General features: G+C 66.9%; 12 protein-coding genes. 7 read left to right on the top strand and 5 right to left on the bottom strand.

Annotated features, from left to right (window positions below; all coding sequences use genetic code 11):
• Positions 1 to 9: 9 nt before the first annotated feature.
• On the bottom strand, positions 10 to 867 hold the full coding sequence (locus N4264_RS04500) for a DUF6348 family protein (protein WP_261695882.1): 858 nt from the start codon (positions 865 to 867) through the stop codon (positions 10 to 12).
• Positions 868 to 1,030: 163 nt separating this feature from the next.
• On the opposite strand from N4264_RS04500, the gene N4264_RS04495 reads away from it, so the two are divergent.
• Positions 1,031 to 2,623 (top strand): FG-GAP repeat domain-containing protein, encoded by a 1,593-nt coding sequence (locus N4264_RS04495; protein WP_261695881.1) that lies wholly within the window; start codon positions 1,031 to 1,033, stop codon positions 2,621 to 2,623.
• A 311-nt stretch (positions 2,624 to 2,934) separates the two neighbouring features.
• Complete coding sequence (locus tag N4264_RS04490; protein ID WP_261695880.1) at positions 2,935 to 3,306, top strand: hypothetical protein; 372 nt, start codon at positions 2,935 to 2,937, stop codon at positions 3,304 to 3,306.
• Between the two features lie 24 nt (positions 3,307 to 3,330).
• Here N4264_RS04490 and N4264_RS04485 read toward each other — a convergent pair whose 3' ends face one another.
• Genes N4264_RS04485 through N4264_RS04475 form a run of 3 tightly spaced genes read right to left on the bottom strand, consistent with a single transcriptional unit; the run spans position 3,331 to position 6,877 of the window.
• A complete protein-coding gene (locus N4264_RS04485; RefSeq protein WP_261695879.1) occupies positions 3,331 to 4,632 on the bottom strand; it encodes an SDR family oxidoreductase in 1,302 nt (433 codons plus the stop codon).
• Between the two features lie 54 nt (positions 4,633 to 4,686).
• On the bottom strand, positions 4,687 to 5,967 hold the full coding sequence (locus N4264_RS04480) for a PQQ-dependent sugar dehydrogenase (RefSeq protein WP_261695878.1): 1,281 nt from the start codon (positions 5,965 to 5,967) through the stop codon (positions 4,687 to 4,689).
• On the bottom strand, positions 5,906 to 6,877 hold the full coding sequence (locus tag N4264_RS04475) for a mitochondrial fission ELM1 family protein (protein ID WP_261695877.1): 972 nt from the start codon (positions 6,875 to 6,877) through the stop codon (positions 5,906 to 5,908). The genes N4264_RS04480 and N4264_RS04475 overlap by 62 nt, the downstream gene beginning before the upstream one ends.
• A 166-nt stretch (positions 6,878 to 7,043) precedes the next feature.
• On the opposite strand from N4264_RS04475, the gene N4264_RS04470 reads away from it, so the two are divergent.
• From N4264_RS04470 to N4264_RS04455, 4 genes are all read left to right on the top strand, one after another.
• Positions 7,044 to 7,649, top strand: coding sequence for a malonic semialdehyde reductase (locus N4264_RS04470; RefSeq protein ID WP_261697573.1), 606 nt, complete (start codon positions 7,044 to 7,046; stop codon positions 7,647 to 7,649).
• 44 nt (positions 7,650 to 7,693) lie between these two features.
• The gene (locus N4264_RS04465; RefSeq protein ID WP_261695876.1) at positions 7,694 to 8,266 is read left to right on the top strand and encodes a YceI family protein; all 573 of its coding nucleotides are present in this window, start codon (positions 7,694 to 7,696) and stop codon (positions 8,264 to 8,266) included.
• Positions 8,267 to 8,346: 80 nt separating this feature from the next.
• On the top strand, positions 8,347 to 9,042 hold the full coding sequence (locus tag N4264_RS04460) for a pirin family protein (protein WP_261695875.1): 696 nt from the start codon (positions 8,347 to 8,349) through the stop codon (positions 9,040 to 9,042).
• Positions 9,043 to 9,177: 135 nt separating this feature from the next.
• On the top strand, positions 9,178 to 10,017 hold the full coding sequence (locus N4264_RS04455; RefSeq protein ID WP_261695874.1) for a hypothetical protein: 840 nt from the start codon (positions 9,178 to 9,180) through the stop codon (positions 10,015 to 10,017).
• A gap of 92 nt (positions 10,018 to 10,109) precedes the next feature.
• Here N4264_RS04455 and N4264_RS04450 read toward each other — a convergent pair whose 3' ends face one another.
• Positions 10,110 to 10,697: an outer membrane beta-barrel protein gene (locus tag N4264_RS04450; protein WP_261695873.1), complete on the bottom strand. Its 588-nt coding sequence runs from the start codon at positions 10,695 to 10,697 to the stop codon at positions 10,110 to 10,112.
• Between the two features lie 266 nt (positions 10,698 to 10,963).
• Between N4264_RS04450 and N4264_RS04445 the strand changes: the two genes are divergently transcribed.
• Positions 10,964 to 12,133 carry an OprO/OprP family phosphate-selective porin gene (locus N4264_RS04445; protein WP_261695872.1) on the top strand — a complete coding sequence of 390 codons (1,170 nt, stop codon included), beginning with the start codon at positions 10,964 to 10,966 and terminating at the stop codon, positions 12,131 to 12,133.
• Positions 12,134 to 12,359: the final 226 nt, after the last annotated feature.

Genomic DNA, 12,359 nt, shown 5'->3' with positions numbered 1-12,359 from the left:
CCGACGCCGCTACACCCCGCCGCGGTCAGGCGGTGGCAGGTGGGCCGCATCGTGGGCGACGACGTACTGCTTGCGGAAGGTGAAGCCTTCACCGGGCCAGGTGGCCACGTACCGGCGCAGGGCCTCGGCACCGGGCTCGAAATCCTCCCCGTTGATGCGGCAATCGGCCGAGATCTCCCCGTCCTCGTGACGGGCCGCGAACAGCCGGATGGCGTAGAAGCCGGGCGCGGAAACCACCGGAAAGAACGCTTCGTGACCGCTCGTGAACAGGCAGCACGGACAGAACGGCGAGTGTTCCTCGCCGTCAATGGCGCACTGCGGCGCGGCGTCCGGATCGCGTCGGACAAAGTGCTGCACCGGCCCCATCAGGATGCGCCGGCGAAACGCGGGGCGCTCCGCGGTGGCGGCACCGTCCATCACCATGGCAAGGCACGATTCGGCTTGCTCGCGGAAAACGTCCTCCAGAACGACGTAGTCGGCCTGCGCCCACCGGTCCAGGCCGGACACCATCGCATCCAGCACGGTATCGCCTGCACTGTGCACGTATTCGCGCACCGTGGTTTCACCGAAAACCGGATGCCGAATTTCCACGCCGATCGCCACGCGCGTGCCCTGGGCGGCGGAAGCCACTTCCAGCAGCTCTGCGCGGATGGCCATGTCGAATTCCGTATCCACCAGCCACCCGTCCCGGGTGTCGACGGGCACGTCGCGACGCGCCAGGGCCTGCCGGAGTTCCGACTGGGCATCGGGAAGTGCCGCGGAGGGATCGGACGGCGCCGGCGTTGCCGCCGGTTCTGCGGTGAGTTGCGGGGCTTTTGGCGCCGGCGCGCTGCCTTGCCCCGTGAGCCGCTTGAGCCAATCGAACATGAAAGCCCCCTGAGTTGCCGCTGCGGACGGGCACTATAGCCACATCGGAACGGAACGGGCCGCGTGCGGCAGCGCATCACCGCGCAAACCGCGCAGCGGCCCACGGCGCGCGTGGGGAATGCGAGCGTAGACTGACGTCCCGTTGCCGGTTCTCCACCGCCCGATGAACGCCTTCCGCTATCGCTTCCTGTCGCTCGCCCTGCTGCTGATGGTTGTCCCGCCAGCCCATTCGGTGGTCCAGTCGCCGGTCCTGAAGTGGCAGTATGCCGGCTGCTCCGCTTCGGACTGCCAGACCGGCTGGTACGCTTCGCCAGCCGCCTTCGACTTGGATAACGACGGCCAAGTCGAGGTGATCTGGGGCGGCCAGGATATCGCCAGCTTCAACGGCGCCACGGGCGCAACCGAGTGGCAGCAACCGGGCAGCGCGCGCATCTGGCCCGCGATTGCCGTGGCAGACCTGGAAGGCGACGGCCCGGTGGAAGTCATCGTCGGACGCGGCAGCAACCAGGTCGCCGTGTATTCCAATGCCGGCGTGCTTCGGTCCGGATGGCCGAAGAATCCGTTCTCCGGCGGCGAAGTGCGCACCCTGGCGGTGGAAGACCTCGAATCAGACGGCGACCTGGAAATTGTCGTCGGCCGCGGCAGCAGCGGCTCGACGCTGCAGGTCAATGTCTACGAACACACCGGCGTCGTGCGAACCGGCTGGCCGGCCCGCCGCACGGGCGAGCCCGGTTTCGGCGCGGGCCTGTACAACGAGAACATCGCCATCGCCGACATGAACGGTGATGGCTTCAAGGAAATCTTCGCCCCGACCGACACGCACTACATCAACGCGTTTGCCCGCAATGGCGACCAGTTGCGCGCCAGCACCCTGTACGGAACGCCCGGCGGCGTGGCCAAGTTCTGGTCGCAGGTCGGCGTGCACGTGGACCAGGCGGCCGATCTTGCCGGCTTCGCCGATTGCGGCGTGCAACATCGGCCGAACTTCGCCAACGCGGCACCCGCGGTCGGCGACCTCGACGGCGACGGGTCGCTGGAACTGGTATTTCCGGGCGATGTATACAACTGTGATATTGGCGACCCGGATGGCGACCTGTACTACCTGCCCTGGATCCTGCGCATGGACCGCACGCGGTGGGCGGCGTCCGGCTACGACTGGACCGTCATTCCCGCACCCGGCGCGAGCGGACCGGCGTTGACGCAGGATTACACCGTGATCGAGTCATCGGTGAGCAACGCCGTCCTGGCCGACCTCGACAACGACGGACGCAAGGAAATTCTCTTCGCCAGCTACGACGGCAAGCTGCACGCCTGGTGGCTGGACAAGACCGAACACCACAACTGGCCCTATGTCGTACCCGGCACCGGTTATCGGTTCGCCGCGGAGCCGGCGGTTGCCGACCTGGATAACGACGGCTGCGCCGAAGTGCTGTTCACCTCCTACCCGGAGAAGCGCAACAACTTCGTCGGCCAGCTGCATGTGCTCAATTGCCGTGGACAGTCGCTGTTCGCGCTGAACCTGCCCGCGCCGCGCGGCGACGACTGGAACGGCGGCCTGGGCGCACCCACGCTGGCCAACCTCGATGCCGATGCCGACCTGGAACTGGTGATCGGCACGTCGCAGTCCGGCGCAGTGGCCTACGACCTGCCGGGAACGGCCAATGCACGCGTGCTCTGGGGCACCGGCCGGGGCAGTCTCAGACGAACGGGCCTGGCGCCGTCGATCGACCGCATTTTCGCCAACGGCTTTCAGTAGTCTGGATGCAGCGTTATCCACGTCGTGCTTTTTGCGCGACATATACGATGCGTCATTTTCCCGCCCAATAATCACGGCAGCGCGACATGGGCTGCGTATACTGGCATTGCAGGGCCCCGAAACGACGGCCGGTTTTACCGGCCCGCTGCCTGCATGACCTCGATGCCGCTGCCCGGCGCAGGGCGATGGACAGCCCGGCGCTTCCAGCGTAGGCCCACCGGACAGCGCACTCATCGGCGCGCACCGGATGGCGAGCACACGACCACGTCGCGCCAGACACGGTCAATGCGCTCGCGGACGGGATACGCGTCATGGCCCCCCTCGGCAGCTCTCTGCCTCGTTCGCCCTCATTAACGCCATTCCAGGAACAGTTGCACTACGCGACCGAAGACCTGGAGACGGCGCTGCATCTCTACGCGGCGGAGGATTACTTCTCCGCGCTTACCCTGGCCGCCTGCGCCGAAGAAGAGTTCGACCTGGCACTGCGCGCCATAGGGGAACTGCCGCCGTCAGCACGTCCCGTACAGCGCGAAGTCCCCTATTCGATGCTCGCCGCACGACTTGCCGCCGCCGCACTGCTGATCAGCGCGATCGGCTACCTGCGCGTGCTCAGGTCGTACTTCGCGATTGACGAGTCCGCGCAGGTGCGCCACTTTCTGCGCGCCATGAAAGTCTCTCCGTGACTGTCGGCGGCAGGTGGCAAGGCGTCACTGCTGGCGCGTCGCGCCGGGCTTCGCCGGTCGTGTGTCCAGCTGCCATAGCAGTACGGTCAGGGCGAAGATCGGCAGGTTCTTGGTCACCGGCCCATAAGGATGGAGCCAGTATTCCGGCAGACACACGCTGATGATCGCGGTGTATCCGAGCATCAGCGCAAGCTGGGCCACATAGCTCGCGCCGCGGGTGACCTTCCATAGCACGCCGAATCCCAGTGCCAGGTCCAGTACCGAAGCCCCGTACAGCGCGCCAACCGCAACACCGCCAGTCAGGCCGGTGCGCGCGAGCAGTGCCAGGCTCTCCTCGCGCGGATAGAACCAAGCCGAGACGATGCCGGTGGCGATCCACAGCGCCGCGAGCGTCCAACGGGCAAACGGAATGGCCCAGCCGAGCACCGCCGCGCGCCGGGCCTGTGCGGCGTCCTTGCCGTCGAGGAATGCGTCCGGTGCGCGCGGCGTGCGGCCGATGAGCCGGGCCATTGGGCCTGCGTCGGCGCAGCTGCCGCGCTCGAGCATGGCCAGGGTGTCGCGGTCGGCGACGCCACCGCCGATGCCCAGCCGGCTGCCAATCCGCACCAGTGCCACCGGCGCGCGCCAGACCCAGCCGCGGCGGTAGCCCATGCCGCGGCGCAGCGTGAGCAGGTACTCGGCCATCGGCATGCAGCGGCCGCCGACCACGGCCAGGCGCCCGCACCCGCGCGGCTGCGACAGGGCACCAAGGACGGCGCTCACCACATCGTCGCGATGCACCGGCTGTACCGGCTGGGGCCCGCCCGCCGGCAGCACGATGAGCGGCGACGTCGCCAGCATCAGGAACAGCTGCGAGCTGGCCCCTTCCGGACCGAAGACGAGCGAGGGCTGCAGGATGGTCCAGGGCAGCGGAAGGGTGGATAGGTAGGCGTCGAGGTCACGTTTGGTGCGGTGGTAGGCGCTGGCTGCCTCCGCGTCCGCACCGAGTGCTGAAATATGGACAATGGCCATTCCGCCTTTCTGCGCACAGGCGGCATACAGGGCCCGCGGGCCGCGCTCGTGTACCGCGACGAACTCGTCAGCATGCCGCTCGCGAATGATGCCGACGGCGGTCACGACGGCATCGACGCCTTCCAGGCGCTGGACCCATTCCGCGACGCTGCACTCACGCTCGAAATCGAACGCCAGCGTCGGCCACCCGGGCCAGCGGGCGGACAAGACTTTCGGATCGCGGCCTCCGAGCACCGGACAATGGCCCGATTCAATCAGCCGGTCCACGATCGCCGAGCCGATGAAGCCGCCCGCACCAAGCACCAGAACGCGCATGGGGATCTTCCTGAAAGCCGATTGGCCCGGCTGTTGATGGTCCCGCGATTTGGATCAGCCGCCAAGACCGTCGACGAAGATCGAGTCGATCTGCCGCACCCGGTACACCGTGGCGTCGCCCACGCCGTAGCTGCCGATCCACAGCTCGCCTTCGGGCGTCATGCCGAACGCCGTCGGCATCTGCGGGAAGACGCCCAGCCGGTAGGTCTCCCACGCACCTCCGGCCGGATAGGCGGCGAAGACATCGCCGGTGCAGAAATCCGCGTAGGTGTAGCGCGCCTCGATCGCCGGCAACTGGCTCTGGCGCAGGCGAACGCCGCCGATCACGGCGCAGCCCACACCGTGGTAGTAGCTGATCGCGGGCACGTGCAGGCCCGCCGTGCTGCACGTGCTACCCGGTGGATAGCAGTGCGCGCCTTCCATGCGGTTCCAGCCGAAGTTCACACCGGCCGGCGCGACGGCAGACACGTGGTTGACCTCCTCCCAGTGCGACTGCCCGACATCCGATATCCACAGGTCGTTGTTGGCGCTATCGAAGCTGAAGCGATAGGGATTGCGCAGGCCGACGGCCCAGACCTCGCCAGCCGCGCCCGGCAGGCCGACGAAGGGATTGTCCGGCGGGATGCCATAAATGTGCCCCGGCGGCACGTTGGTGACGTCGATGCGCAGGATCTTGCCGTGCAGATCGGACAGCGACTGCGGGTCGTAGAACGGCGTGAACGGCGGGCCGCCATCGCCACAGCCGATGTAGAGCATGCCGTCGGCGGGCCCGAAGTGGAGCTGGTTGCAGTTGTGGGTCGGATGCGGCTGCGGCACCACCATGAGGATCTGCTCGGAAGCCGCGTCGCCCGCCAGCACCGGCCCGGGCAGGAGCGCAAAGCGCGCGATGACGGACGCATCGTCCGCACGGATGTAGTGCACGTAAAACTCAGGTACAGCCGGAAATCCCGGCGCCAGCGCAAAGCCCGTCAGTCCCTGCTCGAAGCCGGTGGATTTGACGCGACTGGTGATATCCAGGAAGGGCAATGGCCGCAGGGTGCCGTTCTCGACCAGGCGCAGCCGGCCGACCTGCTCGCTGATCCATACCGTCTGCGGCACAGCGGCCGTCGAGGTGATGCCGGTGACGCGATCGAGCGCGCCGGCAACGGGTTCGAAGGTCACGACGGCGCCCGTCTGCAGCAGCGCCACCGGGGTTAGCATCGTCAGCATCGTCGCCAGCATCACCACCCCCTGGAGGATCACGCCGGCGTGGGGCCGCCGGCAGAACAGGTCGCTATCCGGGCTCGCAGTGGCCCGTTGCCATCCGATGCGCAACAAGGCGCTGTCGAACCTCATCGGCGATGCGCTCGGTTTCCCGTAGCGCACCGGGCTGCGCACGACTACCCGATTCCGTCAGGGGCTGCACCCACCCTTCCTGCGCCAGCGCCGCATGGAACCGCCCCAGCTTGCCGCGCGGCGGCGTGGGCAGCCAGCAGGAAACCGGCACGCCGACCGCACAGGCCTCGCTCAGCATATTGACCGAATCCGGCGTCACCACGATGCGGTCGGCGTGCGCCAGATAGCCCGCATAGGGATTCGCGCCGTCCTCGGCGCCGCCCCAGAAGCATCCGGGAAAGCGTGCAAAAGCGGAGCGAAGAAAGTCCCGCAGCGCCACCGGCGTGCGGCGCGAGGTGCTCACCAGGAAACTGCCGCCGAACCGTGCGTGAAACGCGCCGAGCCGTTCGACCAGGCCCACGCAGTATTCGGTACTCACGGCAACATCCCGGTGATTGGCACCGATGAGCACCACGGTGCGCGGCGCGGGGAAGGCGGCCAGGTCCGGGAAGGCCTCGGCGCCGGCGGCGAGCCAGGCGTCGTCGATCGGGTTGAGCGATCCCAGCGGTACCAGGACGTTCGCGCCCGAAAGGCCGTCATGGCGCGGTGCCACGACAAGATTCCACTGCGCCGGATCGATACGAGGGTCAAGGATCTGGACGCAAAACGTACGACCCTGGCTCCAGCGTCGCAGCCCGCGGGTGTACAGGGCAGCCGCGCGGCCGCAGCCGATGGCCAGATCCGGCCAGGGCGGCATGAACTGGGCGCGGGTCGAGGCCGGCAGAGCCAGGCGCGCGCCCGCCACGCCGCGGGGTGCCAGCCAACGCCACGGCGGCGCGGGCGCCACCTGCCAGACCCGGGTCGGAACACCCAGTGCCTCGGCCAGGGCCAGCGCCTGCCGCTCGTTGCCGGCGGCGCCGTCGGTGATCACCCAGCAGTTCCTGGCTGTTTCTGGCATGGCAGCAGAGTCGGGCATGGGGTCGCATTGTAGAGCGCGGTTCACCAATCTGTTTTCGCCGGGCACAATGACCGGCCGTGTCCCAGTGCCTACACTGCGCGCCGTGCTGATCCGGCCGGTGCGTCAACCAGGAAGAACCATGTTCAAGAACCCGCTTTCCGATGCCGCGTTGGACCAGATCTTCCGCGAAGCCCGCACCTACCGCGGCTCCGCCCGGGCCTGGCTCGATGCGCCGGTCGCCGACGCCGACCTCAAGGCCATTTATGACCTGGCAAAGATGGGCCCGACCAGTGCCAACTGCTCGCCGGCACGCATCGTCTTCATCCGCACGCCGGAAGGAAAAGAAAAACTGCGCCAGGCGCTCGACGAGGGCAATGTGGAACAGACCATGGCCGCGCCGGTCACCGCGCTGGTCGGCAGCGACCACGCCTTCTACGAGCACATGGACACGCTGTTTCCCAACACCGGCGCGCGCTCGTGGTTTGAAGGCAAGCCCGAGGTGATCCGCAACACGGCGTTCCGCAATGCCAGCCTGCAGGGCGCTTACCTGATCGTCGCCGCCCGCGCGCTGGGTTTCGATTGCGGCCCGATGTCGGGCTTTGACACCGCCAAGGCCGATGAACTGTTCTTCACGGGCACCCAGGTGAAATCCAATTTCCTGATCAACATCGGACGCGGCAATCCCGCCGCCCCGAAACCGCGCAATCCGCGCTTTGACTTCGATGAAGTCTGCCGCATCGCCTGACGGCACCTGCCGCCGGTCGTCTGCCCTCACCCACGGAGATCTCCATGTTCCGCAAGCTCGCATTGGTTACCGCGTTCGTTGCCGCCGCCGGCGCTGCCCAGGCCGCCGACAAGTACGAGTTCGACAACAGCCACACCCAGGTGGTGTTCTCCTGGACCCACATGGGTTTCTCCAACCCGTCGGCGCGCTTTGAAAAGGTCGAGGGCGAACTGCTGCTCGATACGGCCGACCTGACCAAGTCGTCGGTGTCGGTCACGCTGCCGATCGCCAGCATCGACTCGGACGTCGCCAAGTTCGACGATCACCTGCGCAGCGACGATTTCTTCGACCTGGCCAAGTTCCCGACTGCCACCTTCAAGAGCACCAAGGTGGAAAAGGCCGGCGACAACAAGCTCAAGGTGACCGGCGACCTGACCATCCACGGCGTGACCAAGCCGGCGGTACTGGATGTGAAGATCAACAAGATCGGCGATCACCCGATGGCCAAGAAGCCGGCCGCCGGCTTTGATGCCACCACCACGATCAAGCGCTCGGATTTCGGACTCGGCAAATACGTGCCGAACGTCAGCGACGAAGTGAAGATCCAGATCACCACCGAAACGCTGAAGGCCGGTTGATCGGCCGCTGCCGGCCGGCGCCCCGCTGCCGGCCGGCAGCACCTATTTGTAGAGAAAGCACTTCTGCCGAGGAATCCACGATGCGCCACATCCACCGCGCCGCCGATCGCGGACATACCACGACGGGCTGGCTCGACAGCTGGCACACCTTTTCCTTCGGCCAGTTCTACGATCGCGAACGCATGGGCTTTGGCCCGTTGCGGGTGATCAACGAAGACCGCGTCGCGCCCGGCGGCGGCTTTGGCACCCATGGTCACGCCAACATGGAGATTCTCACCTGGGTGATCTCCGGCGCGCTGCAGCACCGCGATTCCCTCGGCAACGGCTCGGTCATCCGCCCTGGTGAACTGCAGCGCATGAGCGCCGGCAGCGGCATCGAGCACAGCGAGTTCAATGCATCGCCGAGCGAGCCGGTGCATTTTCTGCAGATCTGGATCCAGCCCAACCGCTCCAATGCCAGGCCCGGCTATGCCCAGAAGACGTTCGCGACGGCAGTGAACGGCCAGCTGGTGGCGATTGCCTCTCCGGACGGCGCCAATGGTGCGATTCCCGTGCTCGCGGATGCCACGCTGTTCGCCGCGGACCTGGCGCCCGGCGCGGCAGTGGCGCACACGTCTACGTCGCCCCGCCTGTGGGTTCAGGTCGTATCCGGCGCGCTCGTGGCCAACGGCGAGGCACTGGCCAGCGGCGACGGCCTGGCATTGCGCGGTGAGCAGGCGCTGTCGCTGCAGACAGATGCCGGCGCGCAGGTATTGGTGTTCGAATTGCCCGACTGAACCGGCGCCGGCGCGAGGCCGCGGCCGTACCGCGATTGCAACGAATGTTGACACGCGGGCCCCGGCCAATCGCGTGATAGTTGTCTCCCCTTCATCGCGCTCGTATCCACTGCAACCCCAGTGGGAGGGATGACCATGGCGGTTTCCGCGAAGGGTGAGGGACTGATGGGCCCGGCAGGTGGCGCCAGCGCCGCTGCCACCGCCTGGCGGACACGGTGGTTCTGGCGCTGGCAGGCCTGGCGCGCGCACCGGCAGGCGCACCACGAGCAGGGCGGCAATCCCCAGTTCGACAGTTACAGCACCCTCGACCAGCAGGGCTATGCCGATCCGTTGATCGCGCTGGCGCGGCAGCTGGATGGCACTACCCCGGGCCTGGTCGCCGAATCGGCGCTGGCGATGCAGCTGCGCCTCATCCGCGAGCTCGGCCGGAGTGGTTGCGCGGTGGTCCTGCCCAACAAGGACGGCAGCCTGGGCGGCTATTCCTGGGGCCGTACCAGTCCGGTCGCCGAGGCGATGTCGGTGTATCGCCACGTTGCCACGCTCGCCCACCTGCGCAGCGAGGATTGGCAGGCAGCCGAGCAACGGGCCGTTGCGGTGTGCCGGGACGAGCTGGTCCTCGCGCTGCACGGCATCGGCCTGATCCATGCCTTCCGCAAGGGCTTCGCACCACTCAAGCAGTTGCTGAAGCCCCAGTTCGACATGGCGCTGCGCCAGTCGGTCCGCCGCGTCGTATGGTGGACACCCCGCAGCGGCCCACTCGCGGCACTGTCCACCGCCTTCGGCGCGCATCGGCTGCACGAGACTGACGCCGCCGTGTTTTTTGCCCTGACGGATATCCGACCTCTGGCCCAGGTGTTCGCCCATACGCCGGCCAGCGACATTGCCCAGCTGATCGGACGCGTGGCGGCCTTGCGGACGGCACCGACCGTGGTCACGGAGGTCAATGGCCGCCGCAGCAGCAACGTGCCCGCGTGATTTTCTCCGGGGTCGTCGCCAAGGCGACGCACCGGTTCGCGACGGCGCGCCGCCTCGCAGGCGCGCCGGCCGCGACAATCCTGGCCGATGACCTAGGGCGTGCGGTATTCCAGGTTGAGCGAATAGGCGGTGATCGTCGCGGGGAACGGTGAGGCCGAGACCTTGTAGCGGTCGACCGTGACGCCAATGCTGGTCAGCGCATTGAGGTCGTAGCCCGCACCGACGCCGCCGTACCAGTCCCGACCCGATTGCCTGGGCAGCACCTGCAGGCGCGGTGAATGCGTGCCGGTCGCGACGCTGTAGCGGTCCGCCTTCCAGCCAAATGCACCACCCCGGGCACTGACATAGATTCGCTCTGCCACGGGCAAACGCAGGTTCAGCCCCGCCGTCCAGCCGGCAATGCTCGCGATGTTGTCGACTTCGGCGCCGGACGGCAGCTTGTCATAGGCTGCAAATCCGCCCAGCCGCGTATAGCCCACATCGAAGCCGAAATAGCCGATGCGGTAGCCGAAGCTAACGCCCAGGTTCGTCGCCGAATCCTTGAACGGTTCGTCGGGTATGGAGGCCTTGCCGAGGCGGACGTCGGCAAAACCATGGGTTTGGGCTGCATGGGCGGCCGGCAGGAGAAAAAGACACAGGCAGGCAGCCGCAACCGGCCACAGGTGGGCAGGACGTTTCATGAGGTTCTCCAGATGGATTCGGTGACCGGCGGGAGCCGCCGGGCGGGGCGCCGGTGCGCGCCACCGGGCAGCGCGATTGGAGGCCGAATGTGAACGAGTGTTCCGGAACCGTCCGGTCATTGTTCAGTAGCAGTTCACGCGCCCCGCCTGAACGGAAACCGGGTTCGCACGGCGCTTTCCGAAATCATCACGCGGTCTTCATGAAATATTTCGGCAATGTGCCGGCAATACCCTGCGCGCCTCACAACGGCACCAGGGTTCTTACAATGAATAAGTGGTCCCCCCGATTCCTAGCGATCGCCGTCGCCGCCGCGATCGCTGCCCCGGCCCAGGCCGAAATCGCCATTGACGTGATCAATGGCAGCGAAGTCAGCCTCGAAGGCCTGATCCAGGCCGACGGCAACTGGTTCCACAACGACGTGCAGGACCTCAATGCCGCGACGCCCGCCGGCAATGATGGCAAGGACTCGGAATTTGAGATGCGCCGCGCCGAGGTGGTCCTCAAGGGCAAGGGCGGCAGCTTCGACTGGACCCTGGGCTACGACGCCAAGGCCAACAAGTACCTCGACGCCAACATCAAGTGGAAGCTCGGCACGGACTACCTGATGTTCGGCCAGTACAAGCAGCCCAACAGCCTGGAAGAACTCAGCAGCACGCGCCACAACGACTTCATCTCCAAGGCGATGGCAACCAACCTGTTCGGCGTCGCCCGTCGCACCGGTATCGCCTACGGCAACGACACGCCGAACTGGGGCTACCAGATCAGCGCCTTCGGCCGTGAGCTGACCCGCAACCTGGCCCAGGGCGCCGGCTACGGCGGCCGCTTCTACTGGGCACCGATGAACCAGACCGGCAGCATCTTCCACCTGGGCGTCTCGGCCCTCGACTACGACACCGACTTCGACACCCAGCGCTGGCGCGTGCGTCCGGACGCCGACTTCGCCACCGTGCGCCTGGTCGACACCGGCAACATCACCAACACCGACCGCATCCGCACGATCGGCGCCGAAGCCATGTGGATCGGCGGGCCGTTCAAGGTGCAGAGCGAATACCTGACCTCGCGCGTGAACCGCACCAAGGCCACCAGCGCCGGCGATTTCACCGGCAACAGCTGGTATGTCTACGGCCTGTGGAACCTGACCGGCGAAACCTGGGGCTACAAGTCCGGCGTCGCCACCACCCCGCTGCCGGAAGATCCGGCTGCCGGCATGTGGCAGCTGGGCCTGCGCTACGACGCGACCGACCTGAATGACGTGCCGGTCCGCGGCGGCGAAGAGAAGAACCTGACCCTGGGCGTGAACTGGTACTGGCGTTCCAACTTCAAGTTCATGGTCAACTACGTCAAGGTCAGCAGCAGCCGTTACAGCAGCACGCTGCGCCGCGAAGTCGACGACGATCCGAGCATCCTGGAAGCCCGCGCCCAGTTTTACTGGTAATGGACTACCGGTAAGCGCGGCGGGTCCAGACCCGTGTTGTTCCAGCCCCCGGGGTTCCTGGCAGCGTACCAACGGCGCTGCCAGGGGCTTTCTTCTGGCGGGCCTTCCGGCCCATAACCGTTGGTATGGCGACATCGGGGGCCGGCTTCGGCGACAATACGCGCCCTTCGCGCCACCCGCCGCCCGACCGGGCCGCAAACCGGCGCACCACTTCCTTTCCGCCGAG

This window comes from Tahibacter amnicola, assembly GCF_025398735.1.
GTDB classification, from domain to species: domain Bacteria; phylum Pseudomonadota; class Gammaproteobacteria; order Xanthomonadales; family Rhodanobacteraceae; genus Tahibacter; species Tahibacter amnicola.
The sequence above is the reverse complement of the archived record's forward strand: the minus strand, read 5'-3'. Positions and strand labels throughout refer to the sequence as shown.

What these genes read in the sequence shown, in the direction of transcription:
- N4264_RS04485 (WP_261695879.1), bottom strand. Translation starts at nt 4,632, where the DNA reads ATGCGCGTTCTGGTGCTTGGTGCGGGCGGCTTCATCGGCTCGGCGATC.
- N4264_RS04455 (WP_261695874.1), top strand. Translation starts at nt 9,178, where the DNA reads ATGGCGGTTTCCGCGAAGGGTGAGGGACTGATGGGCCCGGCAGGTGGC.
- N4264_RS04465 (WP_261695876.1), top strand. Translation starts at nt 7,694, where the DNA reads ATGTTCCGCAAGCTCGCATTGGTTACCGCGTTCGTTGCCGCCGCCGGC.
- N4264_RS04480 (WP_261695878.1), bottom strand. Translation starts at nt 5,967, where the DNA reads ATGAGGTTCGACAGCGCCTTGTTGCGCATCGGATGGCAACGGGCCACT.
- N4264_RS04445 (WP_261695872.1), top strand. Translation starts at nt 10,964, where the DNA reads ATGAATAAGTGGTCCCCCCGATTCCTAGCGATCGCCGTCGCCGCCGCG.
- N4264_RS04470 (WP_261697573.1), top strand. Translation starts at nt 7,044, where the DNA reads ATGTTCAAGAACCCGCTTTCCGATGCCGCGTTGGACCAGATCTTCCGC.
- N4264_RS04490 (WP_261695880.1), top strand. Translation starts at nt 2,935, where the DNA reads ATGGCCCCCCTCGGCAGCTCTCTGCCTCGTTCGCCCTCATTAACGCCA.
- N4264_RS04500 (WP_261695882.1), bottom strand. Translation starts at nt 867, where the DNA reads ATGTTCGATTGGCTCAAGCGGCTCACGGGGCAAGGCAGCGCGCCGGCG.
- N4264_RS04495 (WP_261695881.1), top strand. Translation starts at nt 1,031, where the DNA reads ATGAACGCCTTCCGCTATCGCTTCCTGTCGCTCGCCCTGCTGCTGATG.
- N4264_RS04460 (WP_261695875.1), top strand. Translation starts at nt 8,347, where the DNA reads ATGCGCCACATCCACCGCGCCGCCGATCGCGGACATACCACGACGGGC.
- N4264_RS04450 (WP_261695873.1), bottom strand. Translation starts at nt 10,697, where the DNA reads ATGAAACGTCCTGCCCACCTGTGGCCGGTTGCGGCTGCCTGCCTGTGT.